Origin of the sequence: Salmonella sp. SJTUF14076 (assembly GCF_015534835.1) — a bacterium.
Taxonomy (GTDB): Bacteria; Pseudomonadota; Gammaproteobacteria; order Enterobacterales; family Enterobacteriaceae; genus Salmonella; species Salmonella enterica.
This window is the reverse complement of record NZ_CP064674.1, coordinates 4464710-4486659: the sequence shown is the minus strand read 5'-3', so window position 1 is coordinate 4486659 and position 21950 is coordinate 4464710. Positions and strand designations below refer to the sequence as shown.

19 protein-coding genes are annotated in these 21950 nt (G+C 53.6%); 4 read left to right on the top strand and 15 right to left on the bottom strand.

From position 1 onward, the window contains the following. Positions 1-11: 11 nt before the first annotated feature. From fpr to HU143_RS21480, 4 genes are all read right to left on the bottom strand, one after another. The gene (gene fpr, locus HU143_RS21495; RefSeq protein ID WP_000796303.1) at positions 12-758 is read right to left on the bottom strand and encodes a ferredoxin--NADP(+) reductase; all 747 of its coding nucleotides are present in this window, start codon (positions 756-758) and stop codon (positions 12-14) included. Between the two features lie 96 nt (positions 759-854). Beyond that, complete coding sequence (glpX, locus tag HU143_RS21490) at positions 855-1865, bottom strand: class II fructose-bisphosphatase (protein WP_001250624.1); 1011 nt, start codon at positions 1863-1865, stop codon at positions 855-857. Positions 1866-1976: 111 nt separating this feature from the next. Beyond that, positions 1977-3485 (bottom strand): glycerol kinase GlpK, encoded by a 1509-nt coding sequence (gene glpK / locus HU143_RS21485; RefSeq protein WP_000136808.1) that lies wholly within the window; start codon positions 3483-3485, stop codon positions 1977-1979. A 20-nt stretch (positions 3486-3505) separates the two neighbouring features. After that, the gene (locus HU143_RS21480) at positions 3506-4351 is read right to left on the bottom strand and encodes an MIP/aquaporin family protein (protein WP_000084285.1); all 846 of its coding nucleotides are present in this window, start codon (positions 4349-4351) and stop codon (positions 3506-3508) included. 398 nt (positions 4352-4749) lie between these two features. On the opposite strand from HU143_RS21480, the gene zapB reads away from it, so the two are divergent. Beyond that, positions 4750-4989 (top strand): septal ring assembly protein ZapB, encoded by a 240-nt coding sequence (zapB, locus tag HU143_RS21475; protein WP_000051370.1) that lies wholly within the window; start codon positions 4750-4752, stop codon positions 4987-4989. A 221-nt stretch (positions 4990-5210) separates the two neighbouring features. On the opposite strand, the gene rraA is transcribed toward zapB, so the two are convergent. From rraA to priA, 7 genes are all read right to left on the bottom strand, one after another. Continuing rightward, positions 5211-5696 carry a ribonuclease E activity regulator RraA gene (gene rraA / locus HU143_RS21470; RefSeq protein ID WP_000872918.1) on the bottom strand — a complete coding sequence of 162 codons (486 nt, stop codon included), beginning with the start codon at positions 5694-5696 and terminating at the stop codon, positions 5211-5213. Between the two features lie 92 nt (positions 5697-5788). Next, positions 5789-6718: a 1,4-dihydroxy-2-naphthoate polyprenyltransferase gene (gene menA, locus HU143_RS21465; protein WP_000139639.1), complete on the bottom strand. Its 930-nt coding sequence runs from the start codon at positions 6716-6718 to the stop codon at positions 5789-5791. Positions 6719-6784: 66 nt separating this feature from the next. Further along, positions 6785-8116: an HslU--HslV peptidase ATPase subunit gene (hslU, locus tag HU143_RS21460; RefSeq protein WP_001293360.1), complete on the bottom strand. Its 1332-nt coding sequence runs from the start codon at positions 8114-8116 to the stop codon at positions 6785-6787. A 9-nt stretch (positions 8117-8125) separates the two neighbouring features. Next, on the bottom strand, positions 8126-8656 hold the full coding sequence (gene hslV, locus HU143_RS21455; RefSeq protein WP_000208240.1) for an ATP-dependent protease subunit HslV: 531 nt from the start codon (positions 8654-8656) through the stop codon (positions 8126-8128). Between the two features lie 91 nt (positions 8657-8747). Then, positions 8748-9755: a cell division protein FtsN gene (gene ftsN, locus HU143_RS21450; RefSeq protein WP_000068789.1), complete on the bottom strand. Its 1008-nt coding sequence runs from the start codon at positions 9753-9755 to the stop codon at positions 8748-8750. 93 nt (positions 9756-9848) lie between these two features. Continuing rightward, on the bottom strand, positions 9849-10874 hold the full coding sequence (gene cytR / locus HU143_RS21445) for a DNA-binding transcriptional regulator CytR (RefSeq protein WP_000841337.1): 1026 nt from the start codon (positions 10872-10874) through the stop codon (positions 9849-9851). Between the two features lie 154 nt (positions 10875-11028). Then, positions 11029-13227: a primosomal protein N' gene (priA, locus tag HU143_RS21440; protein WP_023227088.1), complete on the bottom strand. Its 2199-nt coding sequence runs from the start codon at positions 13225-13227 to the stop codon at positions 11029-11031. Positions 13228-13430: 203 nt separating this feature from the next. On the opposite strand from priA, the gene rpmE reads away from it, so the two are divergent. Next, entirely contained in the window at positions 13431-13643 is a 213-nt protein-coding gene (gene rpmE, locus HU143_RS21435) for a 50S ribosomal protein L31 (protein ID WP_000715284.1), read from the top strand. Positions 13644-13688: 45 nt separating this feature from the next. On the opposite strand, the gene HU143_RS21430 is transcribed toward rpmE, so the two are convergent. From HU143_RS21430 to metJ, 3 genes are all read right to left on the bottom strand, one after another. Next, positions 13689-14351 (bottom strand): TIGR02117 family protein, encoded by a 663-nt coding sequence (locus tag HU143_RS21430; RefSeq protein WP_000792788.1) that lies wholly within the window; start codon positions 14349-14351, stop codon positions 13689-13691. A 200-nt stretch (positions 14352-14551) separates the two neighbouring features. Next, entirely contained in the window at positions 14552-16342 is a 1791-nt protein-coding gene (locus HU143_RS21425) for an aryl-sulfate sulfotransferase (protein ID WP_000899644.1), read from the bottom strand. A gap of 456 nt (positions 16343-16798) precedes the next feature. Further along, positions 16799-17116: a met regulon transcriptional regulator MetJ gene (metJ, locus tag HU143_RS21420; RefSeq protein WP_000852811.1), complete on the bottom strand. Its 318-nt coding sequence runs from the start codon at positions 17114-17116 to the stop codon at positions 16799-16801. 264 nt (positions 17117-17380) lie between these two features. Between metJ and metB the strand changes: the two genes are divergently transcribed. Together metB and HU143_RS21410 are read left to right on the top strand one after the other, a co-directional pair. After that, positions 17381-18541 (top strand): cystathionine gamma-synthase, encoded by a 1161-nt coding sequence (gene metB, locus HU143_RS21415; protein WP_000197213.1) that lies wholly within the window; start codon positions 17381-17383, stop codon positions 18539-18541. 2 nt (positions 18542-18543) lie between these two features. Further along, positions 18544-20976: a bifunctional aspartate kinase/homoserine dehydrogenase II gene (locus HU143_RS21410; RefSeq protein WP_000110805.1), complete on the top strand. Its 2433-nt coding sequence runs from the start codon at positions 18544-18546 to the stop codon at positions 20974-20976. Between the two features lie 115 nt (positions 20977-21091). Here the strand turns inward: HU143_RS21410 and mscS are convergent, their stop codons facing one another. Then, complete coding sequence (gene mscS, locus HU143_RS21405; protein ID WP_000398244.1) at positions 21092-21949, bottom strand: small-conductance mechanosensitive channel MscS; 858 nt, start codon at positions 21947-21949, stop codon at positions 21092-21094. Between the last annotated feature and the right edge of the window lies 1 nt (position 21950).

Here is a 21950-nt window from a genome sequence, read left to right as displayed (position 1 = left end):
TCGGTAAAACATCACCAGTAATGTTCAGCCGTCATATGCCCCGGTCGGCGGCGCAGATGTTTAGTCATCTGTCGGGTCTCTTTCAGCAGTTGCTGCGTATCGCGCACCATCTGCGGGTTCCCGCACAGCATGACGTGGCTGGTCTCTTTATCCATCGGCAATCCAACGGCTTTTTCCAGCTCGCCGTTTTCAATGAGCGCAGGCACGCGTCCGGTGAGCGAGCCTGGCACGCTCTCCCGGCTGACCACCGTTTGGATGCGCAGCTTGCCTTCATAACGCTGTTGCAGTTCCAGCATTAGCGGCAGATAGCTTAAATCGGCGGCGAAGCGTGCGGCGTGGACTAAGACCAAATTTTTAAAGCGCGCGACATCCTGGCCATATTGCAAAATAGACAAATACGGGCCAATAGCGGTTCCGGTCGCCAGCATCCATAGCGTCTCGCAGTCAGGCACTTCATCCAGTACAAAGAAACCCGACGCGTCGCTGACCACTTGTACCTCATCGCCAGGTTTTAGCGCCGCCAACCGCGGGCTGAGCTTTCCTTGCGGAACCGTCACCAGATAAAACTCTAAATTCGGATTGTCAGGCGCATTGACATAGGAATACGCGCGCTGAACGCGCTCGCCATCGATCTCCAGTCCGAGTTTGGTAAATTGGCCTGCAGTAAAAGGATTAATGGGGGCGTGAACGGTCAGGCTGAACAGTGCGTCAGTCCAGTTTTGCACCTTAGTGACTTTACCTGTTACCCAATCGGCCATGGTTTTCTCCTGTTCTGAATCGCTAACCTTATCTTCGTTCGTCAGGAGAAAGATTTCCAGCCCCGCGAGGCTGGAAGGCTCTAACTAACAAATGCGCTAGAGGATATGCGCCTGTACATCCGGATCTTTACGATCAAGATAGTGGATAGACTGAATGCGGCGGATGGTGCGTGATTTGCCGCGGATCAGCAGCGTTTCCGTCGTGGCAATATGGCCTTTCCGGCTAATTCCTTCCAGCAGATCGCCTTTCGTGATGCCGGTCGCGGAGAAAATAACGTTATCGCTACGCGCCATATCGCCTAGGCATAACGCCTTGCCCGCTTCAATGCCCATTGCTTTGCAACGCGCCAGTTCCTGTTCGCCAATGCGGCGGTTTTCTTCGCTGTCGCCTTTCACATCATGGCGCGCCAGCAGACGCCCCTGCATATCGCCGTCCAGCGCGCGGATCACCGCTGCGGATACCACGCCTTCTGGTGCGCCGCCAATCCCGTACAGCACGTCGACTTCGCTATCTGGCATACAGGTCAGAATTGAGGCCGCGACGTCGCCGTCAGGAATGGCAAACACGCGTACGCCCAGTTTAGCCATCTCTGCGATGACCTCGTCATGACGCGGTTTTGCCAGAATGGTCACGGTCAGATCGCCAAGCGGTTTACCCAGCGCATCCGCGATGTTGCGCAGGTTATCCGCCAGCGGCAGATTGAGATCGATCGCCCCTTTGGCGCCCGGACCGACAATCAGTTTTTCCATATACATATCGGGCGCATTCAGGAAGCAGCCTTTATCGCCGACCGCCAGCACCGCCAGCGCGTTCGCCTGACCCATCGCCGTCATGCGCGTGCCCTCAATCGGATCGACGGCGATATCTACCGCATCGCCGTGGCCGGTACCGACTTTCTCGCCGATATAGAGCATCGGGGCCTCGTCGATTTCGCCTTCGCCAATCACGATGGTGCCGTCAATGTTGACCTGGTTGAGCATGATACGCATGGCGTTGACTGCCGCGCCGTCCGCGGTATTTTTATCGCCGCGTCCCAGCCATTTGTAGCCAGCCAGCGCCGCCGCTTCGGTCACACGGGAAAATTCGATGGCAAGTTCTCGTCTCATAACAAACTCGTAGCAAAAAGGAGTGGCGCGCAGTGTAGCACAGGGGAAGGAGGGAATAATTGATGTGTGTGCGGAGTTGCCCCCGCACAAAGATTTTGCCGGATGGCGACCTTACTTGTCGTGATCTTCCCACGCCATTGCGCGTTTAACCGCTTTCTTCCAGCCGCTATAACGGTAGTTACGCTCGGTGGTTTCAATGCCGGGGCGGAATTCTCGCTCAATGACGGCTTTTTCCTGCAGCTCGTCCAGGTTCTGCCAGTAACCGACGGCCAGACCAGCCAGATAGGCGGCGCCCAGCGCGGTCACTTCGCGCACTTCCGGGCGTTCCACCCGCGTGCCGAGAATATCTGACTGGAACTGCATCAGGAAGTTGTTGGCCACTGCGCCGCCGTCCACACGCAGAGCGTGCAGGCGGATACCGGAGTCGGCCTGCATAGCTTCCAGTACGTCGCGGGTCTGGTAAGCGATGGATTCGAGCGTCGCGCGGATAATGTGATTAGAGTTCACGCCGCGGGTCAGGCCAAAAATGGCGCCGCGGGCATACGGGTCCCAGTACGGCGCGCCCAGACCGGTGAAGGCCGGAACCACGTAGACACCGTTGGTATCTTTCACTTTCGTGGCGAAATATTCGGAGTCGAACGCGTCGCTGATGAGCTTCATTTCATCACGCAGCCATTGAATGGACGCTCCCGCCATAAACACCGCGCCTTCCAGCGCATAGTTGACTTCGCCGCTTGGGCCGCAGGCGATGGTGGTCAGCAGGCCGTTTTCCGATTTTACCGCTTTCTCGCCGGTGTTCATCAGCATAAAGCAGCCGGTGCCGTAGGTATTCTTTGCCATCCCTTCCTTTACGCACAGTTGGCCGAATAGCGCGGCCTGCTGATCCCCGGCAATCCCGGCGATAGGAATACGTGTACCGCCTTTACCGCCAATATTGGTTTGGCCGTAGACTTCGGAGGACTTACGTACCTGGGGCAGCATCGCGCGTGGGATATCCAGCACGTCCAGCATTTTATCGTCCCAGTCCAAATCATGGATGTTGAACAGCATGGTTCGTGAGGCGTTGGTGTAATCCGTAACGTGGACGCGGCCCTGCGTCATCTTCCAGATAAGCCAGGTATCCACCGTACCGAACAGCAGCTCGCCACGCTTCGCGCGTTCGCGCGAACCTTCCACATGGTCAAGGATCCATTTCACTTTAGTGCCAGAGAAGTACGGGTCGACGACCAGACCGGTATTGTCGCGGATGTAATCTTCCAGGCCGTCGCGTTTAAGCTGTTCGCAAATATCGGCGGTACGACGGCACTGCCAGACAATAGCGTTGTATATCGGTTTGCCGGTTTCACGTTCCCAGACGATCGCGGTTTCACGTTGGTTGGTGATACCGATAGCGGCAATCTGATCGGAACTGATATCGGCCTTAGCCAGCACTTCTACCAGCGTTGAGCTTTGGGACGCCCAAATTTCCATCGGGTCGTGTTCTACCCAGCCTGGCTTAGGATAAATTTGCTCAAATTCACGCTGTGATACGCTGACGATATTCGCGTCATGATCCATAACGACCGCGCGGGAGCTGGTGGTACCCTGGTCGAGCGCAACGATATATTTTTTTTCAGTCATAATTTTGTCCCGTAATCAGATTACAGCGAAGCATTTTGTTGTGTGGTCGCGGTGGAGTCCTTCTCTTCCACGACGCAGGTATCGCACGGCAAATGACGGCCAATAAATTTGCGATAAGCAAACGCGCCCAGAATGGCGCCGACGATGGGGCCAAACAGCGGCACCAGGAAGTAAGGAATGTCTCTACCGCCGGTAAACGCAATTTCACCCCAGCCGGCAAGCCCGGCGAACATTTTGGGGCCAAAGTCACGCGCCGGATTCATCGCAAACCCGGTCAACGGCCCCATAGAGGCACCGATAACGGCGATCAGTAAACCAATGAGCAGTGGCGCAAGCGGACCGCGAGGTACGCCGTTGCCGTCGTCGGTCAGCGCCAGAATCAGCCCCATCAGAATAGCGGTAATCACCATTTCAACCGCGAAGGCCTGCACAAAATTGATATGAGGATTCGGGTAAGTTGAGAAAATGCCTGCGAGATCGAGACTTTCAACGCTGCCACGGACGATATGGTGGGTTTGTTCGAAGTCCACAAAAAGATTGTAATAAAGCCCGTAAACTAACGCCGCTGCGCAAAAGGCGCCGGCAACTTGAGAAATAATAAAAGGAACAACTTTACGTTTGTCGAAACAGGCAAATAGCCAGAGTGCGATGGTCACTGCCGGGTTCAGGTGTGCGCCAGAAACACCTGCCGTCAGGTAGATAGCCATCGCTACTCCCAGACCCCAGATGACGCTGATCTCCCACTGTCCAAAAGTAGCTCCGGCAACTTTAAGCGCAGCGACACAACCCACACCGAAAAAAATCAACAACCCGGTACCGAGGAATTCAGCAATGCACTGGCCTTTTAAGGTTGATGTTTGACTCATAATCGGATCCTGAAGAGTATGTAATGTTTATTGGTATGCGAGGAGGTCATGGACATCCACGATGCCCTGTAGGCACACTGTTAATTTATCGTTAACGAGCAAAAACGAGAAATATCGAAATCAAAATGTGTGTACTGCGTCAATAAAATGAGCGTTATCGCGCCATGAGGCGCATTTTGAGACAGCAGAAGAGAGTGAATTGAATCATTTCATTAACCAATATGTTAACACTTTTAAGTTATTGAATGAATGTTACCAGGAGATGGATGAAAATTGCTGCAAACCGCGATCTACGCGGTATGTCGCTGGACAGCGAGAGCGGGGCTTCATACAATCGACACTATATATTGTGCGCGTTTACGTGAAGCGTCGCCTTGCAATTCAGGAGAGGTAAGATCATGTCTTTAGAAGTGTTTGAGAAACTGGAAGCAAAAGTACAGCAGGCGATTGACACCATCACCCTGTTACAGATGGAAATTGAAGAGCTGAAAGAAAAGAACAACAGCCTGACGCAGGAAGTGCAGTCTGCACAGCATCAGCGTGAAGAACTCGAGCGTGAAAATAATTCTCTGAAGGAACAGCAGAGCGGCTGGCAGGAACGTTTACAGGCGCTGCTTGGTCGTATGGAAGAAGTCTAATCCTCGTCATATTTCACGTTATGGCGGCGTTGGCTGCGTGCGTTCACCCCAGTCACATAGTGGCCTATGCTCCTGGGGATTCACTTACTTGCCGCCTTGCCCTGACGCGAAATCTATAGAGGATTTAGAATGCGGACACCGGTGGGCCGGATAAGGCGTAAGCTGCCATCTGGCAATCAGCGACAACGCATAAAAAAGGCGCCTTACGGCGCCTTTTTTGATCACTCGATATCAAGCGGGTCTTCGGAAAGGATAATCCCGGTGTTGTCGGCATAGAGATGATCGCCGGAGAAGAACGTCACGCCGCCGAAATTGACGCGCACATCGCTTTCCCCAATGCCTTCACCTGCGGCGCCAACCGGAATGGCGGCGATCGCCTGAATGCCGATATCCAGCTCTTCCAGATCGTCCACCTGACGCACCGCGCCATAGATAACCAGCCCTTCCCATTCATTTTGCGTGGCCAGACGCGCCAGCTCCGCATCGACTAATGCACGACGGACAGAACCGCCGCCATCGACCAGCAGAACCCGACCACGGCCATTTTGTTCGAGCAGATCGTACAGCAACCCGTTGTCCTCGAAACATTTTACCGTGATGATTTGTCCGCCAAACGACGACCGCCCTCCAAAATTAGAGAACAGCGGTTCCACGACGTTGACATCTTCCTGATAGATGTCACAAAGCTCGGAAGTATCGTATTTCATAGGCTTAACGTTCAGTTGCTGCGAGAATTTTTAGTATATCGCGCTAAGTATACTGTTGGCAAAATCATCAATTGTTAATTGATATTTGTCAGTTAAACGGCCCACTGACTTAAGAGTATCCCAATCACAAATAACAGGTTGGTTAACAACGCGCCTTTAACGGTACGTTCAAGCATCGGGCGCATTGCCGCAGGCTCCCTTTCGCGCATTACGTAGCGCGCTTGTTTAATGAGCAAGGGCGCGGCCAGAATAAACAACCATCCCCACGGACTGTGTAGCGAGAGCAGATTAAACAGCGCCAGACAGAGCAGCGCGCCTAGCAACAGGCAGGCGTGATAACGACGCGCGTTGACATCGCCCAGTCGTACCACAAGGGTATTTTTGCCGTTCTCTCTGTCGCTATTAATATCGCGCAGGTTATTAATATTCAGCACCGCCGTCGCCAGTAAACCGCAGGCGGTGGCCGGGAGAATCAGCGCCGGAATCAGCGTATGCGCCTGGAGATACCAGCTCCCCATGACACTTAGCCAGCCAAAGAATACCAGGACAGAGATATCACCCAGCCCGATATAGCCGTAGGGCCGATTACCCACGGTGTAGGTGATGGCGGCGATAATCGACAGCCCGCCCAAAATCAGGAAGCCGACAAAATCGGTTAACGTATGGCACGCGACCGCCACCAGCGCCAGTCCGGAGATACAGATCAGCACGACGGTAATGATTAACGCCCGCTTCATCTCCTGCCGGGTGATGACGCCTTTTTGCATCCCCCGCAGCGGCCCGATGCGATCCGGTTTATCACTGCCTTTGACAGCGTCGCCGTAATCGTTGGCGAGGTTGGATAAAATTTGCAGCAGCCCGGCGGTGATAAGGGCCAGCAGCGCGACCAGAGGATCGAAATAGCCTTGCCACCATGCCAGGGCCGTACCGACGATAATCGCCGCGAAGGCGAGGGGTAAGGTTTTGGGTCGTAAGCTTTCCAGCCAGGCCTGGGTGCGGCTAATTTGTTGTTGTTCAGTCATATTTAGCGCCAATAAAAATGGGGCTTTTCAGCCCCATCAACAGTGATGAAAATGCATTGGACGCGATTATAAGATAAAACGGCTTAGATCTTCATCTGCGACCAGCGCATCCAGATGTTTGCTCACATATTCCGCATCAATTGTGATGTTTTGGCCGTGCAGATCGCTGGCGTTATAGGAAATCTCTTCCATCAGACGCTCCAGTACGGTATGCAGACGGCGCGCGCCGATGTTTTCGGTGGTTTCGTTAACCTGCCAGGCGGCTTCGGCAATACGTTTAATACCGGAATCGGTGAACTCGATATTGACGCCTTCAGTTGCCATCAGCGCTTTATACTGCACGGTGACGGAGGCGTTTGGCTCGGTCAAAATGCGTTCGAAATCGCTGGTGGTCAGCGCCTGAAGTTCAACGCGAATCGGCAGACGGCCCTGCAGTTCCGGGATCAGATCAGACGGCTTCGCCACCTGGAACGCGCCAGAGGCGATAAACAGAATATGATCCGTTTTGACCATCCCGTGTTTGGTCGAAACCGTGCAGCCTTCTACCAGCGGCAGTAAGTCGCGCTGTACGCCTTCGCGTGAAACATCCGGGCCGGAGGTTTCGCCACGCTTACAAATTTTGTCAATTTCATCGATAAACACGATGCCGTGCTGTTCAACCGCGTCGATAGCGTCCTGTTTCAGCTCTTCCGGGTTGACCAGCTTAGCAGCTTCTTCTTCAACCAACAGTTTCATCGCGTCTTTAATTTTCAGCTTACGCGGTTTCTGTTTCTGACCGCCCAGGTTCTGGAACATAGACTGCAACTGGCTGGTCATCTCTTCCATGCCCGGAGGCGCCATAATCTCTACGCCCATCGGCGCGGCGGCGAGGTTAATCTCGATCTCTTTATCGTCGAGCTGGCCTTCGCGCAGTTTTTTGCGGAACGTTTGACGGGCGGCAGAAGGCTCCTGCTGCTGTTCGGCCTGGCCCCAGTTATTTTTTGCGGGTGGGATCAGTACGTCGAGAATACGTTCTTCCGCCAACTCTTCCGCACGATAGCGGTTTTTCTCGATAGCCTGTACGCGAACCATTTTCACCGCGGCATCGGTCAGATCGCGGATGATAGAGTCCACTTCTTTCCCGACGTAGCCCACTTCGGTGAATTTGGTGGCTTCGACTTTAATGAACGGCGCGTTGGCGAGTTTTGCCAGACGACGGGCGATTTCGGTTTTACCGACGCCGGTCGGGCCAATCATCAGAATATTTTTCGGCGTTACTTCGTGGCGCAGCTCTTCATCAAGCTGCATACGACGCCAGCGGTTACGCAATGCAATCGCCACGGAACGCTTTGCGTTATCCTGGCCGATAATGTGTTTGTTCAGTTCGCTGACAATTTCGCGTGGGGTCATTTCAGACATGAGAGGTCCTTACGCTTTGGCGGTCAATTCTTCAATGGTGTGGAAATGGTTGGTGTAAATGCAGATATCGCCTGCAATATCCAACGCCTTTTCAGCAATTTCGCGCGCGCCGAGCTCGGTATTTTCCAACAGAGCGCGAGCGGCAGCCTGGGCATAAGGACCGCCGGAGCCGATAGCAATTAAATCGTTTTCAGGTTGCACGACATCGCCGTTACCCGTGATGATGAGCGAGGCGGTTTCATCCGCGACGGCCAGCAACGCTTCCAGTTTGCGTAGCATACGGTCGGTACGCCAGTCTTTCGCCAGTTCAACGGCGGCTTTGACCAGGTGCCCCTGATGCATTTCCAGTTTACGTTCAAACAGCTCGAACAGCGTGAATGCATCCGCAGTACCGCCCGCAAAGCCCGCAATGACCTTGTCGTTGTAGAGGCGGCGGACTTTCTTCACGTTGCCTTTCATTACTGTGTTACCCAGTGTGGCCTGACCATCACCGGCGATTACCACGTGGCCGTTACGGCGTACGCTTACTATTGTTGTCACGAGCAGACCCCTTGGTTACTAATGCTGAATTGCGGCCCCGTACGGCGTACGGGGCATAATGCAAGTATAGATGGGGGAGATTTTGAGGGTTTCAACCCCCGGTGGCGAGTCGAATGCAGTTTGTATGGCCCGCCATCTTCAGACGGTTAATGGTGCTGTCGGCATTTTCTTTACCTTTCACCGGCCCGATAACCACGCGATTCCAGCCGTTATTGGTGGTAATTTTGGAGTCAAAGCCTTCAAACGCCAGCTGAGCGCGGACGCTTTCTGCCTGCTCGGCGCCTTTGAATGAACCGCATTGCACCATCCAGCGACGTTCATCTTTTTTCTCTGCTGTCGCCTTCGGCGCTTCAGGCGCGCGCGTAATTGGCGCGGCTTTCGGCGCTGCCGCGCTGGTATGCGCCGGCGTTTGCAGCAAATCCTGATAAGGTTGCTGCGAGGCCGTCTGCTTCGGCGGCTGACTTTGGCGCGCAGGTTGCGCTGGGGCGGATTGTACCGTGCGCGTTTGCGGCTGTTCGTTTACCCGCGGCTGCGTGCGTGGTTGCTGAACAGGCTGCGTTTGAGTCCACTGCTGCTGCTGCTGCTGCTGCTGCTGCTGCTGCTGCTGCTGCTGCGCCTGACGCTGGCGCTGTAGCGTTTGCTGGCGTTGTTCTGGCGTCTGCTCGTTCCACGGCACTTCGTTAAGTTGCGTCGGCTGCTGACGCATATCCGCCTGCATCTGTTCCAGGAGTTGACGCTGCTCGCTGGTGAGCTGATTCGGGTTCATGACTTCGCCGCCGGCGGACGGTTCCGTTGGCGTACGCACGCCCGGCTGGCGACTTTCCAGCTCTTTGATGTAACGCCAGCGCTCTTCCGGTTTTGGCGGAAGCCCATTGCCGGTGACTTTCTGGTTTTGTAGCGTTTCGGACTCTTCTTTCTTATGGTGAGTAATGAAGTACAGACCGCCGATAAAGGTCACAAGGACGGCTGCCGCAATTGCGACCATTGCCGGCGAGACGGCAGGCATGTTGCTTTGCTTCTTCCGTGAGTTCCGTGAGGTGCTCTTTTTGCGCCGCGAAGGAGCCGGTTGGCCGCGACGTACATAATCTCGTTGTGCCACTATCGTTTCGCTGTATTTATTCGTTCGTCAGCCCGTCATGTTACTGAAGCGGCGGGCCTTTGACCAGACAAGTGAGTCTTAAAGCTATTTACTTTAGGGTAAAGCGCGCGTAGAACCGCGAATAATCAGCTCGCAATCCATTAAACGCGAGCCGCTGCTCACATTTTGCCCCTGCATCTGATCGAGCAACAGCAGCATCGCCTCGCGACCAATGTCAAAACGCGGCTGCGCCACGGTTGTCAACGGAGGGTCGCAAAACTCGGCTAGCGCGATATTGTCAAAGCCGATAATCGACAGATCGTCAGGCACTTTCAGACCCTGGCGCTTGGCCCAGGAGAGGGCGCCCAGCGCCATTACGTCGCTATGACAAAAGACGGCGGTAGGCGGCAACGGTTGCTCAAGCAACTGCTTTAATGCGTTTGCCCCGGCTTCAAAGGTAAAGTCGCCACGGGCGATGTAATGCGGATCGACCACAATGCCACTGCGTCTTAATGCCTGTACGTAACCTTGTAAGCGATAGTGACAGAGCGGCATATCTTCCGGCCCCGCAATACAACCAATCCGCTTGTGGCCCAAATCCAACAGGTAATTCATGGCGTTGAACGCGGCGGTCAGGTTATCAATATGTACCGTCGGTAGTTCAAGCTCCGGCGCGAACTCATTCGACATCACCATCGGAGGCAAATTGCGCTGCTCCTCAACGCTGGCGTCAAAGGGCAGTCGGGAACTGAGAAGTACCATGCCGTCGATCTGTTTGGTGATGATGAGATTAAGAAAGGTTTTTTCTTTCTGGTTTTGATGGGCGCAATCGCCAATCAGCACCAGATACCCCTGTTCTGCCGCGGTCACTTCGATACCGCGGATAATTTCACTGAAGAAGGGATCGCAAATATCCGGGACAATCACCAGAATCGTACGGGATTCATTGCGTTTTACATTTCGCCCCATCGACTGCGGGAAATAACCCACTTCAAGCGCGGCCTGTTCAACCCGGCTACGGGTCGACTGGGAGACTTTATCGGGGTTCATTAACGCGCGGGATACGGTTGCCGTAGAGACTTTCGCCTTCAACGCAACATCCTTCATCGTAGCGGCAGTAACCTGCTTGTTCGATTTCACTCTTTCTCCTCGCCTGGGAACTGCTGGCGCAGATCTATCCCTGGTAACACTCATCGAAAACATTTTTATCAGATAGTGCGTGGAAGCGGTTACAGAATTTTCATAAAAAGTGTGATGGATCTTTAATTTTACGATCCGCCTCGCATCGTGAGGACTATCCTTCAATCGGATCGACGTCAAGAACCCATTTAACTTTCCGCGCTTCCGGGAGCGTATTGATCAACGCCAGCGTGCTGCTGATGATGTGTTGCAGGCGAATCCGTGAAGGATGCTGAAGTAAAATTTGCCAGCGATAGCGGCCGCCGCGTTTTGGCGCGAGGGCCGGAACCGGACCTAAGATCCACAGCTTATCGTCTGATAGCGGGCTGGCCTGAATCAGATTACGCAACTGCTGGAGAAAGACGGGCGCCTGCTGATTGTTGTGATCCTCTGCGCGAATAATGACGTGGCTGGTCCACGGCGGAAGCTGGAGCGTTTGCCGTTCCGCCAGCGCCTGCTCCGCAAACGCATCATAGCCTTTATACAGTAACGTTTGCAGCAGGGGATGCTCAGGATGGTGCGTTTGGAGCACCACTTCGCCCTGTTTGCCCGCGCGCCCGGCGCGGCCGGAAACCTGAGTGTAGAGCTGGGCGAAGCGTTCCGCCGAACGAAAATCTGCGGAAAAAAGCGCGCCATCGACGTCCAGCAACGCCACCAGCGTGACGTCCGGAAAGTGATGGCCTTTCGCCAGCATTTGTGTGCCTATCAGAATGCGCGCTCCGCCGCGGTGAACTTCCGCCAGATGCTGCTCCAGCGCGCCTTTACGACTGGTGGTATCACGGTCGATTCGTGAGATCGGCACGCCGGGGAAGAAGGGCGCCAGCACCTGCTCCAGCTGTTCCGTCCCTAACCCAACCGGTAACATATGTGTGGAGCCGCAGGAGGGGCACTGACGCGGTACCGGACGCTGGCTGTCGCAGTGATGACAGCGTAAATGATGCTGCGCCTGGTGCAGCGTGTAGTAGTGATCGCAACGCGGGCACTCTGCAATCCAGCCGCAGTCGTGGCAAAGCAGCGCGGGCGCGAATCCCCGGCGGTTAAGAAATAAAATTACCTGATTGTCGGCCTGGAGATGTTGGCGCATACGGGCGATAAGGGCGGGCGCCAGTCCCGCCTGAAGACGCTGGCCTTTTAAATCCAGCACATGCTGTAGGGCTGGGCGGGCGTTGCCTGCGCGCCGCGTCAGACGCAGCATCCGGTATTTTTTCTGCCGCACGTTGCATAGCGTTTCCAGGGCTGGGGTGGCGGAGCCGAGAATAATCGAGATCTGCTCGCTATGGGCGCGATACACTGCCAAATCGCGGGCATGGTAGCGCCACCCTTCCTGCTGTTTATAAGAGCTGTCGTGCTCTTCGTCGATGACAATCACGCCAAGATTTTTAAACGGCGTAAACAGCGAGGAGCGCGTGCCGATGACAATCGCCGCTTCGCCGTTTTTCGCTTTCAGCCATGCCGAAAGACGCTCGCTGTCGTTTAGCCCGGAATGCAGCACTTCCACCGGCGCGTTAAAACGTTCGCGAAAACGGGCGATCGTTTGCGGCGTCAGGCCGATTTCCGGCACCATCACCAGCGCCTGTTTGCCCTGGGCGAGGACGTTTTCCAGCACGCTCAGATACACCTCGGTCTTGCCGGAACCGGTTACGCCTGCCAGCAACCAGGCGGAGAAACCGTCCGACGCGCTGTGAATTGCGCCGACCGCTGTCGCCTGTTCGGTATTCAGCCGCAGGCGCTCTCCTGCGACGGCATAATGCTCCCGCCAGTCGGTAAACGCGGGCGTTTCACTGGCAAGCTCACAAAGTCCCTTACGCCGCAGCGTTTGCAGCGTGGCGTCAGTAAAATCAAGCTCGGCTACCTGATAGCGCCAGATCTTTCCTTGCCGTAGCGCCGCCAGCGCCTGTTGTTGTTTGGCGGAGCGTTTCAGGCTGTTGATATCGACGGCTTGCCCCTCTTCGGTGGCGAACCAATACCATAGGGGCGCGTTGCTGGCTGGTTTTCCCTGACGCAATAAAACCGGCAGAGCGTGAAACAGAACGTCGCCGAGGGGATGGTGGTAGTAATCCGCCGCCCAGAGGAGTAAGCGCCAGATGGAGGGAGAAAAGATTGGCTCGTTATCCAGGATTTCAATGACCGATTTTAATTCATCGAGCGGCAATTCGCTGTGGTCGCTAACCGAGACGACAATGCCCACGCGCTCTTGCTGCTTGCCGAATGGCACGCGCACGCGGCACCCGGCTTTGGCGACCCCGCCTTCCGGCAGCAGGTAATCAAAGGTTCGGGGAAGCGGAACGGGCAAGGCAACGTGCGCGACGGACATAGCATCTTCCTGACTTGAAATTTCGTCGGGTAGTATACACATTACGATAAGGGAGCGCGGATCAGTTTGCATACGGTGGTCAAATTCTGTATGATTCGCCGCCTTTGGTGCGTGTTGTGAGCATCAAACCCTTTACTATTAACTTCGCGTGGTGTCTGGCGTTAGGGCTGGAAGAGCGACGCGGCCTTACACTGAGGTTCCCCATGAAAAAAGGTATTCACCCGAATTACGTAGAAATTACTGCAACCTGTTCTTGCGGTAATGTTATCAAAACCCACTCTACCGTGGGTCACGACCTGAACCTGGACGTGTGCGGCAAATGCCACCCGTTCTTCACTGGTAAGCAGCGTGTTGTTGATACCGGTGGTCGTGTTGAGCGCTTCAACAAGCGCTTCAGCATCCCTGGCAGCAAATAAGTTACCGCCAGAAAAAAAAGCGCCGCAGGGCGCTTTTTTTGTTTTCTAGGGATAACAGTATTTGTTCAGACACATTCTGTGATCCGTAATCGCTTTCATTACGCTTCCTGCCGTGAGTTTTAACGAAGGATTTATAGTCAGTCCCGCGCTTTCCAGCCCCTTCGCTGTCCATTTATTGCAGGTATTGAGTATGCCGTAGCGGCCATTCGCGGCGTAAAACTGGCTATCGCCGTAAATTCCTTGTTTTAACGGAATCAGATTACCCCCTTCGTCACGCGCAAAGCTGCGGCCCAGATAGCGCATCAGACTGTTACGCTGGTTTGTGTGCAGGAGCAGTGATTTTATCTCGCTACCGACGAAATAGCGTTCTGGTTGACCGGAAAAGGCGACGATGTGCATAACCGCGCCGGATGACCAGAACATGGCCTGGAGCGTAAGCGCGGTGGTTATTTCTTGTGACTGATAAAAGCCCTTATCGCCCCAGCCGATTTCATACCACTGCGTCTCCTGAGCGAACCGTTTTTTAAGCTGTGGCAGAACGGTATTAACATCATGGGCCGGCGCAATAATTCCCGTGTGCCAGCCATGACTGACGATATAGATTTCCGTCGGGGAGGGCTGTCCGCCTGTCGTAGGTTTTACGGCTTGTGGAAAGGTTGTGCAGCCATATAGCAATAAACTTATCCAGGCGATAAAGAGATTTTTCATGACATATCACCAGCAAAGGCGCGGTATGTTGTGGCGTTTGTCTAATGACGCTGCGCTTATCGGGTCGGTGCCGGATTGGTAATTCATTGATATTTTTGCATTCCTCTTCGAGGGTAATAAAGCGAATGTCATAACTACAATACGTTTTAACCATTCAGGCGGAAGTTAGCTTCCGCCTGTTTTACTTTTACTATCTCGCTTTATTTTTTAAACATCTGCTCTGGATCGATAATCAGCGCCCGATAACCCAGCATACCGGCACGGTTACTGTGTACTTTTAGCTCCAGCATCACATCCTGAGTACCGTCTTTGACTTCATCCAGAACGGAAACGATCGGTTTTGTACCGCTCATTCCCGCTGTGGCCGAGTACATGAACATCGTTTTGGTTTCCGGGCGATATTCCGTGACGGAAGTAATGGCGCTGTACCAGTCAAAACCGCGCTCTTTACCATATTCCCACATTTGGGAAACCGTCATATTTTTTTCGTCAATCTGATATTCCACGCCGCGGGAATATTTCATTGACGGCATGGCCGGTTGTTCCATGCCGCGCGCATCGCCGTTATCAAAGGCGGTCACGACGGTTTTACCTCCGGTGCTTTTGGATGGCACTAACCAACCGGTATGTTGTGTCCATGTCCAGTCAAATCCACCGTCGCAGTGGTGCGCTTCGCAGGTTAGCGGTTTACCGTTGCTGTCTACGGGTTTCAGCACTTTTTTCGCCAGTTCGCCTTTCCAGCCGGATGGATCGGAAAGTATCCATTTCACTTTTTTATCGCGGCCAATTTTGATGATGGCAGACTGGTGGCGCGAGCTAATGATAATGCTGTCGTCGCGAGGATCGTAGCTGACGGAGTTAACATGCGCCCAGTTGCGGCCCGGGCCGGAGCCCGCGATATCGCCGAAGGGTTGTTTTGCAAGCTGCTCTTTGGTCATGACCTGACCGGAATGTTCGGCATCGACGCTCAAACATACCGCCCCCTGATCCATCGCCAGAATAACGTCGTCACGATAGGGGTCGAGGATTTTTGGCAGATCCCAGTAATCGACGGTATCGCCGTTCTGGTCAACTTCAAGAATATGATCACGCACAGTATTGATGGTGTATTTACCATTTAATGGATAATTTTCTTTTGCGACACGCAGCAGGTAGGTGCCTTTCGGCGTTTCGGTAATGGCGTGCGAAAAATCAATAAATCCTTTTGGCAGTCGTTTATCAGAAATAACGCGGCCTAAGAAATCATATTTAAAGTAACGTTGACCCTGGCCAAAAATAAGATTGCCATCGTTAACCTGATGGAAGCTCATCATGGAACCAAAGCGCGTTATATCATCCTGGTTACGGAATTTATCAATATTCATATAGCCGCGAACATCGCCATTCGTATCGCTAATCCAGTTGATACCGGTATAATCCCAGTTCGCCGCGCCGCCTGCGACATGCATAATGTGGCCGGCTCTTGGCATCCCCGTTATATGGTTAAAAAGATATAAGCGATTTTTAAGCGAGCTATCGACTTTAACCGGTTCTACCGTAGGAAGAACGGCAGTTTGCCCGGTAGTAGAGGGTAATGATACCGGTGCGGCGTAAATGGACCACGTATAAGTTTGTTTTTTACCTTCTTCAGTCCAGTCAACTTTAACTTTATTGACATAATCTGGATACAAGCCAAATACAGGTATGCCGTCATGGGTATTTATAGCCTGCGGGCCGACATCATAACTGATCGGGATACCTTTTTCCCCTTTCCCTAAAACGGTAACCTTCACGTTCTGTACATTATGATTGGCTTTATTAATGATTGCTGTTAATGGGAAAACGCCGCCGTAGGGGGCGACATCGACCATACCTAATGGCCCTTCATGTACTGGAATGACATCTGCTGATGCGACCATTGGCCTGTTTGGGTCTAAAACGCCTGAGGCCAAAACGCTGCCGCTCAAACACAGGCAGCATAATACAGGTAAGACTTTCCTTGTAAATAACATATTTATTTCCCCATTCGATATTATCGATAAAATGAATGTATATTAACCTTCTTATTTATCGGAGATGAAAAAACATTTAAAAAAGTAAAACAATCCGCGAAGGGGAATAATGATGTTGGTCACAAATATGAGGTGTCCATGGTCTTTTTAACAATACTCATCGTTATACTATTTGTTCAGTAAATATATGGCGGTGTATTATTATTCATGTACGCTGTGCTACGTGAAACTTTAAATAAAGATTGGAAGTTTAAATATAATAAAATTATATCGGTTATGGCATGCCGGGAATTTTTTTCAGGAAAATAACGAAGAGAAACTTATCATGTCTGACAAATTTATCCACCGAGGGCTATTCGGGAAGATGAACGTTTAGAACAATGTCGGAGATAGCCGTGTACAGGGGGAATCGTTAAAAAAGCGCGGCCAGAGGCGTTCTGACCGCATGCTTTGCTATCAGTATTCCCACGTTTCCGGGTCAATCCCCATCTCACGCATGATCTCTTTTGCCGCTTCCGGGATTTCATCGCTGCGCTCTTTTCGCAGATCGGCATCATCCGGCAAGGGTTGCCCGGTAAAGGCGTGCAGAAATGCTTCACACAACAGCTCGCTGTTGGTGGCGTGGCGCAGGTTGTTCACCTGACGACGCGTACGTTCATCGGTGAGGATTTTTAACACCTTCAGAGGAATGGAAACCGTAATTTTTTTGACTTGCTCACTCTTCTTACCGTGCTCAGCGTATGGGCTGATATATTCGCCGCTCCATTCAGCCATGAGATACTTAATCCTCTTCGTCATTAATATTGAGGTCTGAACCTGAGCCCGGACCATAATCGCGCGTAGTTTACCGTAGTGGCGCGGCCCTGACACGAAGTTAGCGGTCGCAGATGTGCGCTAATGCATATAATTTTAACGGCTATTTGCGGTTTGCTCAATCTATACGCAAAGAAGTTTAGATGTCCAGATGTATTGACGTCTATTGTGGTAGTGGTTAATCTGTGGTCTGACTTTCACCGACTCAGCCAGGAATATCTTCATATGACGCGTAAACAGGCCACTATCGCAGTGCGTAGCGGATTAAACGACGACGAGCAATACGGCTGCGTTGTGCCGCCAATCCACCTCTCCAGTACCTATAACTTTACCGGTTTCAATGAGCCGCGCGCGCATGATTATTCCCGCCGCGGTAATCCCACGCGTGATGTGGTTCAGCGCGCATTAGCGGAACTGGAAGGCGGCGCGGGCGCGGTATTGACGAATACCGGCATGTCGGCGATTCATCTGGTCACCACCGTTTTCCTCAAGCCGGGCGATCTGCTGGTCGCGCCGCATGATTGCTACGGCGGCAGTTATCGTCTGTTTGACAGTCTGGCGACACGCGGCTGTTATCGTGTGCGGTTTGTCGATCAGGGCGATGAACGCGCCTTACAGGCGGCGCTGGAAGAAAAACCGAAGCTGGTACTGGTAGAAAGTCCAAGTAATCCATTGTTACGCGTGGTGGATATTGCGAAAATCTGTCGGCTGGCGCGCGAGGCGGGCGCAGTGAGCGTCGTTGATAACACGTTTTTAAGCCCGGCGCTGCAAAATCCGCTGGCGTTGGGTGCCGATCTGGTGTTGCATTCATGCACGAAATATCTCAACGGTCATTCGGATGTCGTGGCCGGCGTGGTGATTGCAAAAGATCCGGAAATGGTCACTGAACTGGCGTGGTGGGCGAACAACATTGGCGTGACCGGCGGGGCGTTTGATAGCTATCTGCTGCTGCGCGGTTTGCGAACTCTGGTGCCGCGTATGGAGCTGGCGCAGCGCAACGCGCAGGCGATTGTGAAATATCTGCAAACCCAGCCGTTGGTGAAAAAACTGTATCACCCGTCGCTGCCGGAAAATCAGGGGCATGAAATTGCCGCGCGCCAGCAAAAAGGCTTTGGCGCAATGTTGAGTTTTGAACTGGATGGGGATGAGGAGACGCTGCGTCGTTTTCTGGGCGGGCTGTCGCTGTTTACGCTGGCGGAATCTTTAGGGGGAGTGGAAAGTTTGATCTCTCACGCCGCCACCATGACGCATGCCGGTATGTCGCCGCAGGCGCGTGCCGCCGCCGGGATCTCCGAAACGCTACTGCGTATCTCCACCGGTATTGAAGATGGCGAAGATTTAATTGCCGACCTGGAAAATGGCTTCCGGGCTGCAAACAAGGGGTAAACATGAGTGTGATTGCGCAGGCAGGGGCGAAAGGTCGTCAACTGCATAAATTTGGCGGCAGTAGTCTGGCGGATGTGAAGTGTTACCTGCGTGTCGCAGGCATTATGGCGGAGTATTCGCAGCCTGACGATATGATGGTAGTGTCCGCCGCAGGCAGTACCACCAACCAGTTGATTAGCTGGCTCAAGTTAAGCCAGACCGATCGCCTTTCTGCGCATCAGGTATTACAGACGTTACGCCGCTACCAGTGCGATCTGATTAGCGGGCTGCTTCCCGCCGACGCGGCAGATGACTTAACCAGCGCTTTTATTAGCGATCTGGAACGTCTTGCCGCCTTGCTCGACGGCGGCGTAACGGATGCCGTCTATGCTGAGATTGTCGGACACGGCGAAATTTGGTCGGCGAGATTGATGTCCGCCGTCCTGAATCAGCAGGGTCTGGATGCCGCCTGGCTGGACGCGCGCGCATTTTTACGCGCCGAACGCGCCGCACAGCCGCAGGTTGATGAAGGGCTATCTTATCCTTTATTGCAACAGCTACTGGCGCAGCATCCTGGCAAACGTCTGGTCGTGACCGGGTTTATCAGCCGCAATCACGACGGCGAAACAGTCCTGTTAGGCCGTAACGGTTCCGACTATTCCGCCACGCAAATCGGCGCGTTGGCGGGCGTTTCCCGTGTGACCATCTGGAGCGATGTCGCGGGCGTTTATAGCGCCGACCCGCGCAAAGTGAAAGATGCCTGCCTGCTGCCGTTGCTGCGTCTGGACGAAGCCAGCGAGCTGGCGCGTCTGGCGGCGCCTGTTCTGCACGCCCGCACGCTACAGCCAGTGTCCGGCAGCGATATCGATTTGCAGTTGCGCTGTAGCTACACGCCGGATCAAGGGTCAACCCGAATTGAACGAGTGCTGGCTTCCGGGACGGGCGCGCGTATCGTGACCAGTCACGATGATATCTGTCTGATTGAGTTTCAGGTGCCTGCCAGCCAGGATTTCAGGCTGGCGCATAAAGAGCTCGACCACATTTTAAAACGGGCGCAGGCGCGTCCGCTGGCGGTGGGCGTGCATCGCGATCGCCAGTTATTACAGTTCTGCTATACCGCCGAGGTAGCGGATAGCGTACTGAAACTCCTCGACGATGTCGGGCTGCCGGGCGAATTGCGCCTGCGGCAGGGGCTGGCGCTGGTGGCGATGGTCGGTGCGGGCGTCACTCGCAATCCGCTACACTGCCATCGCTTCTGGCAGCAGTTGAAAGGTCAGCCAGTGGAGTTTACCTGGCAGTCGGAGGAGGGCATCAGTCTGGTGGCGGTGCTGCGTACCGGCCCGACTGAGAGCCTGATTCAGGGGCTGCACCAGTCGGTTTTCCGCGCCGAAAAACGCATTGGCCTGATGCTGTTCGGTAAGGGGAACATCGGCTCCCGTTGGCTGGAACTGTTTGCCCGTGAACAAAGCACGCTTTCCGCGCGTACTGGTTTTGAATTTGTGCTGGCGGGCGTGGTGGATAGCCGCCGTAGCCTGTTGAATTATGAAGGGCTGGACGCCAGCCGCGCGCTGGCATTCTTTGATGATGAAGCCGTTGAGCAGGACGAAGAGTCGCTATTCCTGTGGATGCGTGCGCATCCGTATGATGATTTAGTGGTGCTGGATGTGACAGCAAGCGAGCAACTGGCCGATCAGTACCTTGATTTCGCCAGCCACGGTTTTCATGTGATTAGCGCCAATAAACTGGCGGGCGCAAGCGCCAGCGATAAGTATCGCCAGATTCATGACGCGTTTGAAAAAACCGGGCGTTACTGGCTGTATAACGCCACCGTGGGTGCGGGATTGCCGATCAACCACACGGTGCGGGATCTGATTGACAGCGGCGATACGATTCTCTCGATCAGCGGGATCTTCTCCGGGACGCTATCCTGGCTGTTCCTGCAATTTGACGGTACGGTGCCGTTCACCGATCTGGTGGATCAGGCCTGGCAGCAGGGGCTGACCGAACCCGATCCGCGCGTCGATCTTTCCGGAAAAGATGTCATGCGTAAGCTGGTGATTCTGGCGCGCGAGGCGGGATACGACATCGAGCCGGATCAGGTGCGTGTAGAATCGTTGGTGCCGGCGCATTGTGAAGAAGGGTCTATCGATCACTTTTTCGAAAACGGCGACGCGCTGAATGAACAGATGGTGCAGCGTCTGGAGGCAGCCCGCGAACTGGGGCTGGTGTTGCGTTACGTGGCGCGTTTCGACGCCAATGGCAAAGCGCGCGTCGGCGTTGAAGCGGTGCGTCCGGAACATCCGCTGGCGGCGCTGCTGCCGTGCGATAATGTCTTTGCTATTGAAAGCCGCTGGTATCGCGATAACCCGCTGGTGATCCGTGGGCCGGGCGCGGGTCGCGATGTGACCGCCGGGGCGATTCAGTCGGATATCAACCGTCTGGCGCAGTTGCTGTAATAAAGGCAAGTTCGTGAGCGAAGCGCCGGGTTGCGCTTCGCTCCCTCATCAATACGTTATGCTGTCATTCTGTAGATACTGATATACGAAGCGCCATCCGATTGCTGACGAAACATTATGGCGTGATGCTTTTTACATTCTCAACCCGGACATCCATCCGGGGGTAAGGAATATTGATGCCATTTTCATCCATTGCTTCCTTGATATTTTCCAGAAGATCGTAGTAAGTACTCCAGTACTGAGCGTTGGGCACCCATACGCGAACATAGAAATTCAGGCTAGAGGGCGCAAGTTCGCCCAGGCGGACCGTAATATCGCGGGTTTTATCAATGCGATGATCTTGTTCAATAATACGATGTATCACGCTTTTTACGTCAGCAATACGGCTTTGGTAATCCACGCCAATAATCAGATCAATACGTCGATAGGGGTGTCGTGAATAGTTGATAATATTATCAGCAATAATTTTACCATTCGGGATGACAACTTCTTTGCTATCCGCAGTGAGCAGAGTGGTGGAGAAAATATGGACCTTTTCTACTGTGCCGATAACCAGGCCAATTTGTACAATTTCCCCGGCGCGGAAAGGACGCAGGGAGACAAGCAGTACGCCTGCGGCAAAGTTGGAAAGTGACCCTTGCAACGCCAGGCCAATGGCTAAACCCGCCGCGCCGATAACGGCAATAATTGAGGAGGTTTCTATACCGATACGGCCAAGAGCGGCTACTGCCGTGAAAGCTATCGTGATGTAGCGAACCAGCGCGGAGAAAAAGTGGACAATAGTGGCATCCACTTGCCGCCTGAGAAGTAATTTTTCCAGCCCCCTCGATAGTAAGCGAGCTATTAACTTACCGATGAAAAGTAGAATGATGGCGGCAACAACATTCCAGCCAAAATGAATTACCGAGTCACTGTGCTCGGCCATCCATTTGATCGCGCCTTTAATTTTTGGAAATAACTCAAAACCTTCCATG